The sequence below is a fragment of the Streptomyces sp. NPDC020780 genome, from assembly GCF_044334475.1.
In the GTDB taxonomy this organism is placed as follows: Bacteria; Actinomycetota; Actinomycetes; order Streptomycetales; family Streptomycetaceae; genus Streptomyces.
In genome coordinates, this window is record NZ_JBIRTB010000007.1 from 107,309 (window position 1) to 123,989 (window position 16,681).

Annotated in this window: 16 protein-coding genes; 10 read left to right on the forward strand and 6 right to left on the reverse strand. The window is 71.9% G+C overall.

The window, feature by feature from the left end; genetic code table 11:
- Positions 1-5: 5 nt before the first annotated feature.
- Positions 6-680 (reverse strand): TetR/AcrR family transcriptional regulator, encoded by a 675-nt coding sequence (locus tag ACH4VO_RS15110; RefSeq protein ID WP_360986458.1) that lies wholly within the window; start codon positions 678-680, stop codon positions 6-8.
- Positions 681-743: 63 nt separating this feature from the next.
- Between ACH4VO_RS15110 and ACH4VO_RS15115 the strand changes: the two genes are divergently transcribed.
- The 3 genes from ACH4VO_RS15115 (at position 744) to ACH4VO_RS15125 (ending at position 3,010) form a co-directional block, all read left to right on the forward strand.
- Positions 744-1,895, forward strand: coding sequence for an acyl-CoA dehydrogenase family protein (locus tag ACH4VO_RS15115; protein WP_360986455.1), 1,152 nt, complete (start codon positions 744-746; stop codon positions 1,893-1,895).
- Between the two features lie 99 nt (positions 1,896-1,994).
- Entirely contained in the window at positions 1,995-2,285 is a 291-nt protein-coding gene (locus ACH4VO_RS15120) for a YiaA/YiaB family inner membrane protein (RefSeq protein WP_360986452.1), read from the forward strand.
- A gap of 101 nt (positions 2,286-2,386) precedes the next feature.
- Positions 2,387-3,010, forward strand: coding sequence for a TetR/AcrR family transcriptional regulator (locus tag ACH4VO_RS15125; protein WP_360986449.1), 624 nt, complete (start codon positions 2,387-2,389; stop codon positions 3,008-3,010).
- 133 nt (positions 3,011-3,143) lie between these two features.
- Here the strand turns inward: ACH4VO_RS15125 and ACH4VO_RS15130 are convergent, their stop codons facing one another.
- Positions 3,144-3,605 carry a MaoC family dehydratase gene (locus ACH4VO_RS15130; RefSeq protein ID WP_360986446.1) on the reverse strand — a complete coding sequence of 154 codons (462 nt, stop codon included), beginning with the start codon at positions 3,603-3,605 and terminating at the stop codon, positions 3,144-3,146.
- Between the two features lie 159 nt (positions 3,606-3,764).
- Between ACH4VO_RS15130 and soxR the strand changes: the two genes are divergently transcribed.
- On the forward strand, positions 3,765-4,238 hold the full coding sequence (gene soxR, locus ACH4VO_RS15135) for a redox-sensitive transcriptional activator SoxR (RefSeq protein WP_360986443.1): 474 nt from the start codon (positions 3,765-3,767) through the stop codon (positions 4,236-4,238).
- Positions 4,239-4,485: 247 nt separating this feature from the next.
- On the opposite strand, the gene ACH4VO_RS15140 is transcribed toward soxR, so the two are convergent.
- Positions 4,486-5,097: a hypothetical protein gene (locus ACH4VO_RS15140; RefSeq protein ID WP_360986440.1), complete on the reverse strand. Its 612-nt coding sequence runs from the start codon at positions 5,095-5,097 to the stop codon at positions 4,486-4,488.
- A 250-nt stretch (positions 5,098-5,347) separates the two neighbouring features.
- On the opposite strand from ACH4VO_RS15140, the gene ACH4VO_RS15145 reads away from it, so the two are divergent.
- Positions 5,348-8,179 carry a penicillin acylase family protein gene (locus ACH4VO_RS15145; RefSeq protein ID WP_360986437.1) on the forward strand — a complete coding sequence of 944 codons (2,832 nt, stop codon included), beginning with the start codon at positions 5,348-5,350 and terminating at the stop codon, positions 8,177-8,179.
- A 54-nt stretch (positions 8,180-8,233) separates the two neighbouring features.
- Here the strand turns inward: ACH4VO_RS15145 and ACH4VO_RS15150 are convergent, their stop codons facing one another.
- Positions 8,234-9,493 carry a DUF1343 domain-containing protein gene (locus ACH4VO_RS15150; protein WP_360986434.1) on the reverse strand — a complete coding sequence of 420 codons (1,260 nt, stop codon included), beginning with the start codon at positions 9,491-9,493 and terminating at the stop codon, positions 8,234-8,236.
- Between the two features lie 172 nt (positions 9,494-9,665).
- On the opposite strand from ACH4VO_RS15150, the gene ACH4VO_RS15155 reads away from it, so the two are divergent.
- From ACH4VO_RS15155 to ACH4VO_RS15175, 5 genes are all read left to right on the forward strand, one after another.
- A complete protein-coding gene (locus tag ACH4VO_RS15155) occupies positions 9,666-10,430 on the forward strand; it encodes an SDR family oxidoreductase (RefSeq protein ID WP_360986431.1) in 765 nt (254 codons plus the stop codon).
- A gap of 256 nt (positions 10,431-10,686) precedes the next feature.
- A complete protein-coding gene (locus ACH4VO_RS15160) occupies positions 10,687-10,872 on the forward strand; it encodes a hypothetical protein (protein ID WP_360986428.1) in 186 nt (61 codons plus the stop codon).
- Between the two features lie 273 nt (positions 10,873-11,145).
- On the forward strand, positions 11,146-11,739 hold the full coding sequence (locus ACH4VO_RS15165; RefSeq protein ID WP_360986425.1) for a TetR/AcrR family transcriptional regulator: 594 nt from the start codon (positions 11,146-11,148) through the stop codon (positions 11,737-11,739).
- A 146-nt stretch (positions 11,740-11,885) separates the two neighbouring features.
- On the forward strand, positions 11,886-12,668 hold the full coding sequence (locus ACH4VO_RS15170; protein WP_360986422.1) for an isoprenyl transferase: 783 nt from the start codon (positions 11,886-11,888) through the stop codon (positions 12,666-12,668).
- Positions 12,669-12,949: 281 nt separating this feature from the next.
- Positions 12,950-14,263 carry a M28 family metallopeptidase gene (locus tag ACH4VO_RS15175; protein WP_360986419.1) on the forward strand — a complete coding sequence of 438 codons (1,314 nt, stop codon included), beginning with the start codon at positions 12,950-12,952 and terminating at the stop codon, positions 14,261-14,263.
- Positions 14,264-14,317: 54 nt separating this feature from the next.
- Here the strand turns inward: ACH4VO_RS15175 and ACH4VO_RS15180 are convergent, their stop codons facing one another.
- Both ACH4VO_RS15180 and ACH4VO_RS15185 read right to left on the reverse strand, forming a co-directional pair.
- On the reverse strand, positions 14,318-15,532 hold the full coding sequence (locus ACH4VO_RS15180; protein ID WP_360986416.1) for an acyl-CoA dehydrogenase family protein: 1,215 nt from the start codon (positions 15,530-15,532) through the stop codon (positions 14,318-14,320).
- A gap of 8 nt (positions 15,533-15,540) precedes the next feature.
- Positions 15,541-16,563, reverse strand: a complete 1,023-nt coding sequence (locus tag ACH4VO_RS15185; protein WP_360986414.1) for a phosphotransferase family protein — start codon at positions 16,561-16,563, stop codon at positions 15,541-15,543.
- Positions 16,564-16,681: the final 118 nt, after the last annotated feature.

The window sequence follows — 16,681 nt, forward strand, 5'->3', positions numbered from 1 at the left end:
ATGCGTCAGGCACCGTTCGGCGCCGGCCGAACCGTGCTGTCGCCCACGGTCTGCTCGTACTGGAGCACGAGGCCGTCCAGAAGGGCCCGGAGCCCGGTCTCGAAGGCGCCCTCGTCCACCCGCTGGCGCCGGTCGGCGAGCAGGTGGGCCTGGCCGAGGTGGGGGTAGTCGGCGGGGTCGTACGCCGTCTCGTCGTCCACGAAGCCGCGGGCGAAGGAGCCGAGTGCCGAACCGGTGATGAAGTACCGCATCAGGGCGCCGATGTACGTCGCCTGGGCAGGTGGCCAGCCGGCCCGCGTCATGGCCCCGAAGACCGCGTCGGCGACCCGGAGCCCGGCCGGGCGGCGGCCGGGGCCCTGGGCCAGCACCGGGACGATGTGCGGGTGGGCGGCGAGCGCGGCGCGGTAGGAGACCGCCCAGTCGTGCAGGGCGGCGGGCCAGTCCCGCGGGTCCGACGCCTCGAACATCGACAGGTCGACCTGTGCGGACACCGCGTCGGCGACCGCGTCGAGGATCTCGTCCTTGTTCCGGAAGTGGTTGTAGAGCGAGGGCCCGCTGACCCCGAGCTCGGCCGCGAGCCGGCGGGTCGAGACGGAACCGAGCCCCTCGGCGTCCACGAGCGCGCCCGCCGCCTCGACGATGCGGTCTCTGCTGAGGAGGGGCTTGCGCGGTCGGGCCATGCGGCTCATAGTAGGCCCTGCAAGCATAAAACTAGCAGTGCTAATTTAAGGGGGTGTCACGGGATGAACCTGGAGCTGAGCGAGGAGCAGGAAGCCGTCCGGCGGCTCGCCGAGGACTTCGTCGCACGGGAGATCACTCCGCACGTCGTCGAGTGGGACCGCGCCGAGAGTGTCGACAAGTCGATCGTGAAGAAGCTGGGGGCCCTCGGCTTCCTCGGTCTGACGGTCCCGGAGGAGTACGGCGGCTCCGGCGGCGACCACCTCGCGTACTGCCTGGTGACCGAGGAACTCGGCCGCGGCGACTCCTCCGTGCGCGGCATCGTGTCGGTCTCGCTCGGCCTGGTGGCCAAGACGATCGCCTCGTGGGGCACCGAGGACCAGAAGCGGCAGTGGCTGCCGAAACTCACCGCGGGAGAGGCCGTCGGCTGCTTCGGGCTCACCGAGCCGGGCACCGGGTCGGACGCCGGGAACCTGACCACCCGGGCCGTGCGGGACGGCGACGACTACGTCGTCAACGGCTCCAAGATGTTCATCACCAACGGCACCTGGGCCGACGTGGTCCTGCTCTTCGCCCGTACCGGAGACACCCCGGGCCACCGCGGCGTCTCCGCCTTCCTGGTCCCGGCCGACGCCCCCGGTCTGTCCCGGTGCACCGTCCACGGCAAGCTCGGGTTGCGCGGCCAGGCCACGGCCGAACTCGTGCTGGAGGACGTGCGGGTCCCCGCCACCGCGCTCCTGGGGCCCGAGGGCAAGGGCTTCTCCGTCGCCATGTCCGCCCTCGCCAAGGGACGCATGTCGGTCGCGGCCGGCTGCGTCGGCATCGCACAGGCCGCCCTGGACGCCGCCGTCCGGTACGCCGGCGAGCGCGAGCAGTTCGGGAAGTCCATCGCGAGCTACCAGCTCGTCCAGGAACTCATCAGCGACATCTCCGTGGACGTGGACGCCGCCCGCATGCTGACCTGGCGCGTGGCCGACCTCGTCGACCGCGGCCAGGACTTCGCGACCGCCGCCTCCACGGCGAAGCTCTTCGCCTCCGAGGCCGCCGTGCGCGCCGCCAACAACGCCCTCCAGGTGTTCGGCGGTTACGGGTACATCGACGAGTACCCGGTGGGCAAGCTGGTCAGGGACGCCCGTGTGATGACCCTGTACGAGGGCACCAGCCAGATCCAGAAACTGATCATCGGCCGGGCGCTGACCGGAGTGTCCGCCTTCTGACCCCCTGCCGGGCGGGCGGAACGTACGGGAACGGCCTGAGTACCGGCTGAGTACGCCGACGGATGCCGGGGCGCGCCGCCGCGCCGCATGCTGTGCGGCATGAGTGACACAGCATCGGTCAAGCAGCAGAGCACCGCCGCCTTCTACGGACAGGCCGTCCTTTCCTTCGCCGTGGCGATGGGTGCGGTGGCCCTCGGTATCTTCTTCCTCGACGCCGACGCGTGGGTGCGCGCCTTTCTCGCCGTCGGCGTGCTCTACCTCGTCACGTCGTGCTTCACCCTGGCCAAGGTCGTCAGGGACCGCCAGGAGGCGGGTCAGATCGTCAGCCGCGTCGACCAGGCGCGGCTGGAGAAGATCCTCGCCGAGCACGACCCCTTCCAGAAGCTCTGACGGCCCCGGCCCGCGGGAGACTCTGGCTCCGAACACGCCCTAAGCGCTTGCTCAGGTTCGCGGTATGGTGTTCGTCCTGCGAGGGAAAGGGGCACGTGAGCATGAGCGCGGCGGAGGAGACCGACGGCGAGAACCCGCCGTGGAGTGAGGTCACGCCCGAGGCGGCCCGGCGACTGCTGGTCGCCGCCGTCGAGGCCTTCGCCGAGCGCGGCTACCACGCGACCACCACCAGGGACATCGCCGGCCGGGCGGGAATGAGCCCGGCGGCGCTCTACATCCACTACAAGACCAAGGAAGAGCTGCTCCACCGGATCAGCAGGATCGGCCACGACCGGGCCCTGCTCCTGCTGGAGACGGCGGCGGGCAGCGGCGGTACGGCCGCCGAGCGCCTCGCCGACGCCGTGCGGTCCTTCGTCCGGTGGCACGCCGAGCGGCACACCACCGCGCGCGTGGTGCAGTACGAGCTCGAGGCCCTCGGTGAGGAGCACCGCGCCGAGATCGTGGCGCTGCGCAGGAAGAGCGACGCGGCGGTGCGCCGGATCATCAGCGAGGGCGTGGCGGCGGGGGAGTTCGACGTCCCCGACGTCCCGGGCACCACGCTGGCCGTGCTGTCGCTCTGCATCGACGTGGCGCGCTGGTTCAACGCGCAGGGGAGCCGGACGCCCGACGAGGTCGGGGCGCTGTACGCCGACCTTGTCCTGCGGATGGTCGGCGCCCAGAAGTAGCGCCGGGCACGGGCCGGGGGCGGGCGGCGCCGCCGCAGGCGCGCCGCGGCCCGCCCCCGGCAGGTACCGGTCCGCGCGGGGCAGGCGCTCGGGGCCCAGCGTCCCGCAGGGCTCCGGAGCGTGTTCCCGCGGTTCAGAAGTAGTAGCGTGACACGGACTCGGCGACGCAGGCGGGTTTGTCGCCGCCCTCACGCTCGACCGTGACGAGTGCGGTCACCTGCACCCCGCCGCCGGTCTCCTCGACGTTCGTGAGCACCGCGGTGGCGCGTACCCGGGAGCCCACCGGGACGGTCGAGGGGAAGCGCACCTTGTTGGTGCCGTAGTTGATACCCATCTTCGCGCCCTCGACCCGCAGGACCTGCGGGACGAGTACGGGGAGCAGCGAGAGCGTCAGATAGCCGTGCGCGATCGTGGTGCCGAACGGGCCGGCCGCGGCGCGCTCGGGGTCCACGTGGATCCACTGGTGGTCGCCGGTGGCCTCGGCGAACAGGTCGATCCTCTTCTGCTCGATCTCCAGCCAATCGCTGTGACCGAGCTCCTGGCCCACCCCGTCCCGCAACTCCTGCGCTGAGGTGAAAGTCTTGGGCTCTGCCATGTCCCTGGTCCCTGCCTTCCGGCTGTCCGCCGTCGTCGGCGAGTGCTGTCCAAGCGCTTGCTCAGCATGCTGGGGGGTGTGCGCTCCTGTCAACGACGGTCCGCCCGTCCCTGCCGGATCCCACCCGACCGGGCAGGAGGCTTCATTAGGGTGGGAGGGGTGCCCCAGATCCCGCAGACACTTCACGAGCTCACGGTCGGCCAGCTCTCCGCACGCAGCGGTGCGGCCGTCTCCGCCCTGCACTTCTACGAGGCCAAGGGCCTGATCACCAGCAGCCGCACCAGCGGCAACCAGCGCCGGTACGCCCGGGACACCCTTCGCAGGGTCGCGTTCGTGCGGGCGGCGCAGCGGGTGGGGATCCCGCTGGCCACGATCCGGGACGCGCTCGCCGAACTGCCGGACGAGCGCACACCGAGCCGCGAGGACTGGGCGCGGCTCTCGCGGGCGTGGCGCTCGGAACTGGACGAGCGGATCGCCCAGTTGGGGCGGTTGCGGGACCATCTCACCGACTGCATCGGCTGCGGCTGCCTGTCGCTGGAGACGTGCGTGCTGTCCAATCCCGATGACATCTCCGGGCAGGGCATGGCCGGTTCCCGTCTGATGCCCGAGCGGAAGGCGGCGGACCGCGCCTGAGCGCTCCGGCTCCCGCCTCCCGAGCGCAGGGTGCCGGACCCGACCCGTACCCCCTCCGGCTCCGCGCACAGCGCACCGGGCCCGTGTAGTCCTCGCGCGTACCGGACCGTGCCCGTAGTGCCTCGGCCCACGCCGGACCGGAGTTGCGTCGCGCGCAGCGTACCGGGCCTGTGTCGCCCCGGCGCGCACCGCGCAAGGCCCCTGTGCGTCCGCGCGCACCGCGCCGGACCATGCGCCCGCCCGCCGCTCAGGCCACCCAGGCCAGGTCCCTCCTCCGGGACCCCCGTGCCTTCGCCAGCGCCCGTTCCGTCAGGACCGGCCGGGGGACCACGATGCCGCACCCCGTGCAGACCGGTCCGGACCAGGGCTCGCGGTGCAGGTCCTGGCGCCAGACGATCGCGTCGCCCGCGCACACCGGGCACGAGGTGCCCGGCCCGGTCCCCAGTGCCGCGATCAGCCGGCCCAGGGCCTCGGCGAGCGGCGCGGTCGGATGCGTGCCCGGGTCCTCGCAGAGGGCGATGCCGTTGCCGCCCCAGGTCCGCCTGTGCCAGTCGTCGAACGCACCGGGGCGGCGAAGCCCGTCGTGCTTCTCCCGGCGCCGCCGCTCGGCGAACCCCGACTCGTACGCGAGCCAGACGGCCCGCGCCTCCTCCAGTTCCTCCAGCGCCCGGATCAGGCGCGCCGGATCGGGTGCCCGGTCCTCCGGTCCGATACCGTGCCGGGCGCACAGATGGTCCCAGGTGGCCCGGTGGCCGTAGGGGGCGAAACGTTCCAGGCATTTGCGCAGCGAGTACCGCCGCAAAGCCAGATCACTGTGCGGATCGCGGACCTGTCTCGCAAGACTTCGGAAACCGGCCATGGCACTGCCACCTCCGTCGCTCGTACTTCGGCGTCAAGGGATGGACGTACGACTGCCCGATTCGGCTCCATCGAAAGGTGCATTCCGTCCGAAGAGTGAGACAGTGCCTTCGCGTCGGGCTGCGGGGGCAGGGGTGTGCCGACGGGGCGCCCGGCGTGTGACGGTTCGGCACATGTGACTGATGTTCATCTTTCCGACCGGCCGTACCGTCGGTAACCTCCGGCGCATCGGCCTCCCGGAGGAGCACTGCATGCCCCCACGCACCCGCACGCTCTCGGCCGCCGCAGCCGCGGCCGCACTCGTCCTCGGTACCTCCCTGCTCGCCGCCACGGTCCCCCCGGCCGAAGCGGCGCAGCCGGAACCCGCCGCCGTCACCGACCACTGCCAGGGCCGGTGCGCCGACATCCTGCCCCCGGGCGAGAACGGCAACGCCACCCTCGTCGAGATCCTCGGCAACAAGGCGTTCGGTACGCACCCCGCGCACAGCGACGACCAACTCGACCGCTACAACGGCCTGGTGGCCGGGCACACGAACCTCACCGACCAGAAGCTGACCGACTTCTTCAACGACGCCTCGTTCGGGGTCGCCGAGGACCAGGTCGAGTCCGTCATCTCGCCCCGCGAGGACGTCACCATCACCCGCGACAAGAAGAGCGGCGTCCCGCACATCAAGGGCACCACCCGCTACGGCACCGAGTTCGGCGCCGGATTCGCCGCAGGCCAGGACCGGCTGTGGCTGATGGACCTGTTCCGGCACATCGGACGCGGCCAACTGACCTCCTTCGCCGGAGGAGCGCTCGCCAACCAGGGGCTGGAGCAGCAGTTCTGGCCCCAGGCCCCGTACACCGAGGCGGATCTCGAGGCCCAGGTCGAACGGATCAGGACCACCGAGGGACCGCGCGGTGAGCAGGCGATGGCCGACGCGCAGGCCTACACCGACGGCATCAACGCCTACCGCGAGAAGGCCAAGAAGGGCCGCTACTTCCCCGGTGAGTACGTCCTCACCGGGAAGATCGACGCGGTCACCAACGTGGGCGAGATCCAGCCGTTCAAGCTGACCGACCTGATCTCGATCGCCTCGGTGGTCGGCGGGCAGTTCGGCGGCGGAGGTGGCGGCGAGGTGCAGGCCGCCCTGTCCCTGCTCGCCGCCCAGCAGAAGTACGGGGTCGAGGAGGGCACCCGGGTCTGGGAGTCCTTCCGCCAGCGCAACGACCCCGAGGCCGTCCTCACCGTCCACGACGGCACGTCGTTCCCGTACGCGGGCAAGCCCGACACGGCGCGCGGCACCGCCCTCCCCGATCCGGGCACGGTCACCGCCGAACCGCTCGTGTACGACCGCACCGGCGCGGCGGGCACGAACAGGAAGGACCCGGTCGAGGCACCCGCCCGTCTCGCACCCGCCCAGGGCATGTACGACGACGGAGTCGTCCCGGAGGGCACGTTGCCCGGGTCCGGTGACGGCGCGCAGAAGCGCGGGATGTCCAACGCGCTGCTGGTGTCGGGCGAGCACACCGCGAGCGGCAACCCGATCGCCGTGATGGGCCCCCAGACCGGCTACTTCGCCCCGCAGCTGATGATGCTCCAGGAGCTGCAGGGCCCGGGCATCAGCGCCCGCGGCGTCTCCTTCGCCGGCGTCGGCATGTACGTCCAGATGGGCCGCGGTCAGGACTACGCCTGGAGCGCCACGTCGGCGGCCCAGGACATCACCGACACGTACGCGGTCGAGCTCTGCGAACCCGACGGCTCCGCGCCCACCAAGGACTCCACGCACTACCGCGCACACGGGGCCTGCACCGCCATGGAGAGGCTGGAGCGCACCAACTCCTGGACGCCCACCGTCGCCGACTCCACCGCCAAGGGCTCCTACCGCATGCAGGTGTGGCGCACGGACTACGGCATCGTCACCCACCGCGCCACGGTGGGCGGCACACCCGTCGCGTACACCTCGCTGCGCACCACCTACCGCCACGAGGCCGACTCGATCATCGGCTTCCAACTGTTCAACGACCCCGCGTACGTCACCGACGCGGCCTCCTTCCAACGGGCTGCCGCCCACATCGACTACGCGTTCAACTGGTTCTACGCGGACTCCCGCACCGCCGCCTTCTACAACAGCGGCATGAACCCGGTGCGCGCCGCCGGGGTCGATCCCGCGCTGCCGGTCAGGGCGGAGAAGGCGTACGAGTGGCAGGGGTTCGATCCGGCCGCCAACACCGCCGACTACACCCCGTTCGCCGCGCACCCGCACTCCAGCGGCCAGGACTACTACATCTCCTGGAACAACCGGCAGGCCAAGGACTACGCCACCGCCGCCTTCGGCTTCGGCGCGGTGCACCGGGGCGACCTCCTGGACGACCGGGTGGCAGCCCTGGTCGCGGACGGCGGAGTGACCCGCGCCTCCCTCACCCGTGCGATGGCCGAGGCCGCCGTCACCGACCTGCGGGGTGAGCAACTGCTGCCGGAACTCCTGAAGGTGATCCGCTCCCGGCCGGTCACCGACCCGGAGCTCAACGCGGTGGTCCAGCAGCTGGACTCCTGGCGGGCGGCCGGTGCGCAGCGCAAGGAGACCGGCGAGGGCTCGCACACGTACACGCACGCGGACGCGGTACGGATCATGGACGCGTGGTGGCCGGAACTGATCGAGGCGGAGTTCCGCCCCGGTCTGGGTGACGGTCTCTACTCGGCGTTCACCGCGAGCCTGGCCACCGACGAGTCCCCGGCCGCGAGCCACGGGCCGAGCGGGGCGCACAGCGGCTCGGCCTTCCAGTACGGGTGGTGGGGCTTCGCGGACAAGGACCTGCGCCAGGTCCTCGGACAGCGGGTCGCGGGCCCGCTGGCGAGGACGTACTGCGGCAACGGTGATCTCGGCGCCTGCCGCGACGCGCTGCTGACCACGCTGAAGAAGGCGGCAGCCGTGCCCGCCACGACCGTCTACCCGGGCGACGACAGCTGCGGGGCGGGGGACCAGTGGTGCACCGACGCCCTCGTGCACCGCCCGCTGGGCGGGATCGGCCACCGGACGATCCACTGGCAGAACAGGCCGACGTACCAGCAGGTCGTGGAGTTCCCCTCGCACCGCTGAACCCCGGCCCGCAGGGCGTGCACGCCCTGCGGGCCCGCCGGGCCTCCCGGCCGCTCAGCGGTACAGGAGGTACTCCCGTCGCACCGCCCGGAACGCCGCGAGGTCCGCCGCCCAGGCGGCCACCACCTCGTCCGTGTCCGCGCCCGCGTCGATCATCGTGCGGACCCGGGCGTTGCCGGTGAGCTTGTCGATCCAGTTGTCCGCGCGCCAGGCGAAGCCGCTCCACGTCCGCTTCGCCGTCACCAGCAGCGCGACGCCGGTGCGGACCGGGTCGAAGGCCTCCCGGTCGTGGACGTGCAGCTGCACCCCTCCCACCGTCCTCCCCTGGAACTTCGAGAACGTCGGCGCGAAGTACGCCTCCCGGAAGGCCACGCCCGGCAGGTCCAGCGCGTTCGCCGCTGCCGCCCACCGGTGGTCGACGCCCTCCGCGCCCAGCAGCTCGAAGGGCCGGGTGGTACCCCGCCCCTCGGACAGGTTCGTGCCCTCGAAGAGACAGGTCCCCGGGTAGACCAGCGCCGTTTCGGGCGTCGGCATGTTCGGGCTGGGCGGCACCCACGGCAGGCCCGTCCCGTCGAAGAAGTCGGACCGCCGCCAGCCGGCCATCTTCACGACCTCCAGCTCCACGGGCCGGGCCGCCAGGAACTCCCCGTCGTACAGCAGGGCCAGCTCGGCGACCGTCATCCCGTGAGCCTGGGCGATCTCGCGGCGCCCCACGAACGTGGCGAACGCCGGATCGAGCACCGGCCCGAGCGCGGCCCGCCCGCTCACCGGGTTCGGCCGGTCCAGGACGACGAACCGCTTGCCCGCGAGCGCCGCCGCCTCCATGCAGTCGTACAGCGTCCAGATGTACGTGTAGAAGCGGGCTCCGGCGTCCTGGATGTCGAAGACGACCGTGTCCACGCCGGACGCGGTGAACACGTCCGCCAGCGCCTGACCGCTCTTCAGGTAGGTGTCGTACACCGGGAGACCCGTCACCGGATCGTCGTACCGGCCCTCCGAACCGCCCGCCTGCGCGGTCCCCCGGAAACCGTGCTCGGGGCCGAAGACGGCGGTCAGGTCCACCCGGCCGTCGGTGTGCATCACGTCCACGATGTGCCGTACGTCCGTGGTGATGCCGGTGGGATTGGTGACCACACCGACCTTCCGGCCCGCCAGCAGCCGGTAGCCGTCCGCGGCCAGCCGCGCGAAGCCGGTACGCACCGCCGGGCGCCCGCCGCCGCTCCCGGGGGCGGCGGCGGCCGGACCGGCCCCGGCGACCGCGAGGGCCCCCACCGCGCCGCCGGCCGTCAGCACACCACGTCTGGACAAGGTCATTGCGCTACCTCCATGATCGCGCCGACTGTCATGGTCACGCACGCTAGCGCGGGCGCGCGCGTCACGGAACGCCCACGACCGGGCTGATCGCCGGTCCTGCCCCGGCCCCCTTCCCGGATCACATACCGACTGGTTAGTCTGCCAGGAAAGACGGCTGGGAGAGGCGGGACCGATGAGTGCGGTGCAGGACGCCGGCGTAGTGGTGACCGGGGCCGGAGGTGGCATCGGTGCCGCTCTGGCCCGCAGATTCGCCGCGGAGGGTGCCCGGGTCGTCGTCAACGACCTCGACGGCCACCGCGTCGAGGCACTCGCCGAGGAGATCGGCGGCACCGTCGTGGCCGGCGACGCCTCGGGCATCGTGGATGCCGCCCGCGACGCACTCGGCGGCACGGTGGACGTCTACTGCGCCAACGCCGGCCTCGGCTCGGGCGGGGACGCCTTCGCCGACGAGGAGGTCTGGGCGGCGGCCTGGGACGTCAACGTGATGGCCCACGTCCGCGCGGCCAGGCAACTCCTGCCGGACTGGCTGGAGCGGGGCAGCGGCCGCTTCGTCTCCACCGCGTCGGCGGCCGGCCTGCTGACGATGATCGGGGCCGCACCGTACAGCGTCACCAAGCACGGCGCCGTCGCCTTCGCCGAATGGCTCTCCCTCACCTACCGGCACCGGGGTCTCAAGGTGCACGCGATCTGCCCGCAGGGCGTGCGTACGGACATGCTCACCTCGGCCGGCTCCGCCGGGGAGCTGGTGCTCGCCCCCACCGCGATCGAACCGGAGGCCGTCGCCGACGCCCTGTTCGACGCCATGGACCAGGACCGCTTCCTCGTCCTGCCGCACCCCGAGGTGGCCGGGTACTACCGGGCGCGCGCCGAGGACCCCGACCACTGGCTCGGCAGCATGAACCATCTTCAGCGGAAGTGGGAGGAGACCGGCGCGTGACCGAGCCCCTCTCCGCGGACAGGCCCTGGACCGCCCTGCTAGGGCGTGTATCGAAAGTCCCGCCTGCCCGGCGGCGCCCGGCACGCACACTCGCCGCGTTGTCGGGATCGCCCCGATACATCCAGTATCGGGGCGACCCTCCGCCTTGCGATCGCACGCACCGGACACCGCGAGCCTGCCCTTCGGGCAGACGGCGCTACTTTCGACACACGCCCTAGGCGAGGCCCGGCCGGCCCCCGCCCGGCACGCCGGGAGCATGGTCCACGCCTTCCGCGAGGGGGTCGGCCGGGCGCCGGACCGTACCGCGCTCGCCTGCTCCGACGGGCGGCTCGGCCACCGGGACGCGGACGGGTTGCCGGACTCCGCGGCCGGACGCCTCGCCGCCGGGGGACTGCGGCGTGGCGTCCCGGACGCCTGCCGGGGCGAGACCGTACGGGCCTGACGGCTGTCTGACGCATGGGCGTGCGTGCCGGACGCCGCCACGCCGCAGGCATGGGCCGGACACCCCTACGCCGGTCCGCGCCCCGGAGCGGCCCCGGAGCCGGCCGAGCGGGTGTGTACCGCGGGGAGCGCCTCGCCGCGTACACGTACCCGCGCGAGGTGGAGGTCCTGGCGGAGCTCCCCAGCGCGGCGAGTGGGAAGATCCTCGGGCGGGAACTGCGTTCCCCCCGGTAGACAGACGGTTCACGCACCGACGAGAGGACAGGTGGCGGCCATGGCCAAGGCGACGGAGGGGAACGGGACACCCGTCCCCCAGAGGCTGCTGGCCGCCGCCACCCGGCTCTTCGCCGAGCGGGGCTACGACCGCACCTCGGTCCAGGAGATCGTCGAGGCGGCAGGCGTCACCAAGGGTGCCCTCTACCACTACTTCGGCTCCAAGGAGGACCTCCTCCAGGAGGTCTACGCCCGGGTCCTGCGGCTCCAGCAGGAGCGGCTCGACGCCTACGCGAACGCCGAGGCGCCGGTCGAGCAGCGGCTGCGGGACGCGGCGGCGGACGTGGTGGTCACCACCATCGAGAACCTCGACGACGCCTCGATCTTCTTCCGCTCGATGCACCATCTGAGCCCGGAGAAGAACAAGCAGGTCCGGATGGAGCGCCGCCGCTACCACGAACGCTTCCGCGCCCTGATCGAGGAGGGCCAGCGGGCCGGGGTCTTCTCCGACGCGACCCCGGCCGACCTGGTCGTCGACTACCACTTCGGTTCGGTCCACCACCTGTCCACGTGGTACCGCCCCGACGGGCCCCTCACCCAGCGTGAGGTCGCCGACCACCTGGCGGACCTGCTGCTGCGCGCCCTTCGGCCCTGACGGCGGGGCCCGGACGGAGTGCCCGCGGGAGCGCGGACCAGGCCAAGTCGCCTGTACGCAGGCGCTTTTGGGGGGCACCAGGACAGGCGGCGCGGGTCCCCTGGTAGGGTCCGCCGAGGGTCCCACGACATGACGGATATGGTTCCATGAAGCTGCTTCCCCTGTTCATCCGACGCCCGGTAGAAGCGGTCTACACCCGCAGGCTGGCCACCACCCTGGTGGGGCTGCCACGGCCGAGGCACGTCGGGATCATGCTCGACGGCAACCGGCGCTGGGCGCGGCAGGCGGGGCTCACGGACGTCCGTGACGGGTACCGCGCGGGTGGGGCCAAGGTCAGCGAGTTCCTGGGCTGGTGCACCGCCGCCGGGATCGAGCACGTGACGCTCTTCATGCTCTCCGACGACAACCTCCAGCGGCCGGCCGAGCAGCTCGGCCCGCTGATAGAGATCATCGAGGAGACCGTCCGGGACATCACGGCCGAGGGCCGGCCCTGGCGGGTGCAGGTGATCGGCTCGCTCGACATGCTGCCCGGCGCGGGCGCCGGTGTGCTCAAGGAGGCCGCCGCCGCGACCGAGGGGCGCACCGGACTCAAGGTCGACGTCGCGGTCGGCTACGGCGGCCGGCGGGAGATCGTCGACGCGGTCAAGAGCGCCTTCGCGGAGCACATCGCGGCCGGAGGCGATCCGGCGGAACTGGCCGAGCGGTTCGACATCGACGACATCTCCCGGCACCTGTACTCCCCGACCGCCGACCACACGGACTTCATCATCCGCACCTCGGGCGAGCAGAGGCTGTCCGGCTTCCTGCTCTGGCAGTCCGCCTACGCCGAGATGCACTGGGTCGACTGCTACTGGCCGGCGTTCCGCCGGGTGGACTTCCTGCGCGCCCTCCGCTCGTACGCGACCCGCGAACGCCGCTTCGGCAAGTAGACCCGGCACAGGCACAGGCGCAGGCGCAGGCACAGGCACAGGCACAGGCACAGGCGCCTGTGCGGCACCGGGTACCCCGCACAGGGACGAACCCGCGCCTCGCACCCCCTCGCGTGTCCGATTAACGAACAATCATGTCCGGATTCCACCCTTGACGGTACGCGGTCACTGGCGCCAGCATCGGTCCCGCACATCGCCCCGCCGCTCCTGGCCCCCGCCGTGCACGGCAGGGGACCCCCCGCACGTTCCGTCAGTCCCCGAACGGAATCCGGAGCCATCCGATGAGTCCTGTACGCCACAGATCCCTGCTCGCCGCCGCAGTCGCCGTGACGGCCCTCCTGTCGGCCGCCGCCCCCGCCGTCCAGGCGGCACCCGCCCCCGTGGCGGCGGCCGCCGCCCCCGACATCCCGCTCGCCAACGTCAAGGCGCACCTCACCCAGCTCCAGTCGATCGCCACCGCCAACGGCGGCAACCGCGCACACGGCCGGACCGGCTACCGGGCGTCCCTCGACTACGTGAAGGCCAAGCTGGACGCGGCCGGATACACCACGGCGCTCCAGCAGTTCACCTCCGGCGGAGCCACCGGCTACAACCTGATCGCCGACTGGCCGGGCGGAGACCCCAACCGGGTGCTCATGGCCGGCTCCCACCTCGACTCGGTGACGTCGGGCGCCGGCATCAATGACAACGGCTCGGGCTCGGCCGCCGTGCTGGAGACGGCCCTCGCGGTCTCCCGGGCGCAGCTCGCACCGGACAAGCACCTGCGCTTCGCCTGGTGGGGCGCGGAGGAACTGGGCCTCGTCGGCTCGAAGTACTACGTCAACAGCCTGGCCGCCACCGAGCGTTCGAAGCTCGCCGGATACCTCAACTTCGACATGATCGGCTCGCCCAACCCCGGCTACTTCGTCTACGACGACGACCCGGTCATCGAGCAGACCTTCAAGGACTACTACGCGGGCCTGTCCATACCCACCGAGATAGAGACCGAGGGTGACGGCCGCTCCGACCACGCCCCGTTCAAGAACGCGGGTGTCCCGGTGGGCGGGCTCTTCTCCGGGGCCGACTACATCAAGACGAGCGCGCAGGCCCAGAAGTGGGGCGGCACGGCGGGCCAGGCCTTCGACCGCTGCTACCACTCCTCGTGCGACACCACGGCCAACATCAACGACACCGCCCTGGACCGCAACAGCGACGCGGTCGCCCACGCGGTCTGGACCCTGTCCGCCGGATCGGTCACCCCGCCCACCGGCACGGTGTTCAGCAACGCCACCGACGTCGCCATCCCCGACAACGGGGGAGCCGTCACCTCGTCCGTCTCCGTCACCGGCCGTACGGGCAACGCCCCTTCGGCCCTCAAGGTGGCCGTCGACATCAAGCACACCTACCGCGGTGACCTCGTCGTCGACCTCCTCGCGCCCGACGGCACCGCGTACCGGCTGAAGAACTCCAGCGGCAGCGACTCGGCCGACAACGTGATCACGACGTACACGGTCGACGCGTCCACCGAGACCGCCAACGGCACCTGGCGGCTCCGGGCGCAGGACATCGCCGCGCAGGACACCGGCTACATCGACAGCTGGCAGCTCACCTTCTGACCCGCCGCCGGGGAGGCGCACCCCGCGCCTCCCCGCGCGTTCGCCCGTACCAGGTCAGAGGTACTGCCTGATCTCCCGGCGGGCCAGCGACCTCTGGTGCACCTCGTCCGGCCCGTCCGCGAGCCGCAACGTCCGGGCCGACGCCCACAGTTCGGCCAGCGGGAAGTCCTGGCCGACTCCGCCGGCGCCGTACAGCTGCACCGCCCGGTCGAGGATGTCGCAGACCGCCCGCGGGGTGGCGATCTTGATCGCCTGGATCTCCGTGTGGGCGCCGCGGTTGCCCACGGTGTCCATCAGCCAGGCGGTCTTCAGCACCAGCAGCCGCAGCTGCTCCACCGTCACCCGGGCGTCCGCGATCCAGTTCTGCACGACCCCCTGCTGGGCGAGCGGCTTGCCGAAGGCCGTACGCGAGACGGCCCGCCGGCACATCAGCTCGATCGCGCGCTCGGCCATCCCGATCAGCCGCATGCAGTGGTGGATCCGTCCCGGCCCCAGCCGCGCCTGCGCGATGGCGAAGCCGCCGCCCTCCTCGCCGATCAGGTGCGACGCGGGCACGCGCACGTCGGTGAGGACGACCTCGGCGTGACCGCCGTGGGAGTGGTCCTCGTAGCCGTACACCCGCATCGCGCGCCGCACCTCCAGGCCCGGGGTGTCGCGCGGGACCAGGATCATCGACTGCTGGCGGCGGATGTCCTCGGCGTCGGGGTCGGTCTTGCCCATCACGATGAAGACGGCGCAGTCCGGGTTCATCGCCCCGGAGATGTACCACTTGCGGCCGTTGACGACGTACTCGTCGCCGTCGCGGCGGATCCGGGTCTCGATGTTCGTGGCGTCCGAGGACGCCACGTCCGGCTCCGTCATCGCGAACGCCGAGCGGATCTCCCCCGCCAGCAACGGCTCCAGCCACCGCTTCCGCTGCTCGTCCGAGGCGAACTGGGCGAGCACCTCCATGTTCCCGGTGTCCGGGGCCGCGCAGTTCAGCGCGGTCGGCGCCAGGTGCGGGCTGCGGCCGGTGATCTCCGCGAGCGGTGCGTACTGCAGGTTCGTCAGTCCGGCACCGAACTCCGCGTCGGGCAGGAAGAGGTTCCACAGGCCCTGCCTGCGGGCCTCCGCCTTCAGGTCCTCCACGACCTGCGGGGTGCCCCACGGGGAGGCGAGCCGGGCGCGCTGCTCCTCGGCGACCTGCTCGGCCGGGTACACGTGCTCGTCCATGAAGGCGAGCAGCCTGGTGCGCAGCTCGTCGGTACGGGCGTCGAATGCGAAGTCCATGGAGTGGGTCAGCCTTCCTGGAGGGTGGTGAGGCCGTGCGAGATGAAGACCGGGACCAGGTCGCCGATGCGGTCGAACCCGGCGCCGACGGTCCGGCCCAGCGTGTAGCGGTAGTGGATGCCCTCCAGGATCACGGCGAGCTTGAACCACGCGAAGGCCGTGTACCAGGAGATCGACGAGGTGTCCCGGCCGGAGCGGTCGGCGTAGCGCTCGATCAGCTCGGCCGGGCTCGGGTGGCCCGGCGCGCCGCTCGTGGTCGAGACCGGCGACTCCGGCAGACCGAGGTCGGAGCTGTACATGACCAGCAGGCCGAGGTCGGTCAGCGGGTCGCCGAGCGTGGACATCTCCCAGTCCAGGACCGCCTTGATGCGGTCGTCGGGGCCGATCAGCACGTTGTCCAGGCGGTAGTCGCCGTGGACGACGGTGGGGGCGGGGGAGTCCGGGAGCCGTCGGCCGAGTGCGGCGTGCAGCTCGTCGATCCCGGCGAGCTCGCGGTTGCGCGAGGCGTCCAGCTGCTTGCCCCAGCGACGCAGCTGCCGGTCCAGGAAACCCTCCGGCCGGCCGAAGTCGCCGAGCCCGACCGCCGCGGGGTCCACCGCGTGCAGATCCACCAGGGTGTCCACGAGACCCAGCACGACCGCCCGGGTGCGTGCGGCGCCCAGGGGCGCGAGCTGCTCGACGGTCCGGTACGGGGTTCCCTCGACGTACTCCATGACGTAGAAGGGCGAGCCGGTGACGGACTCGTCCTCGCAGAGCAGTACCGGCTCGGGCACCGGGACGGCCGTGGGGTGCAGGGCGCTGATCACCCGGTGCTCGCGCTTCATGTCGTGCGCGGTGGCCAGCACGTGGCCGAGGGGCGGCCGGCGGACGACCCACTGCCCCGTACCGTCGGTGACGACGTAGGTGAGGTTGGAGCGTCCGCCCTCGACGATCCGGGCCTCGAGCGGTCCGTTCACCAGACCGGGCCGCTCGCGGTCGAGACGGCCGCGCAGCAGGTCGAGGTCGAGGCCTGGCGGGTGGACTGGGCTCATGGTGCGCACCTCCGGGAGCGGGACGGTCGGCACCATGATGCCGACCAGTCGGTATGTCGTCCAGTCCGCGCCCTGAATCAGCCGGGAACCCCGGGTCCCCCCTGGGGCCCGCCCTCTC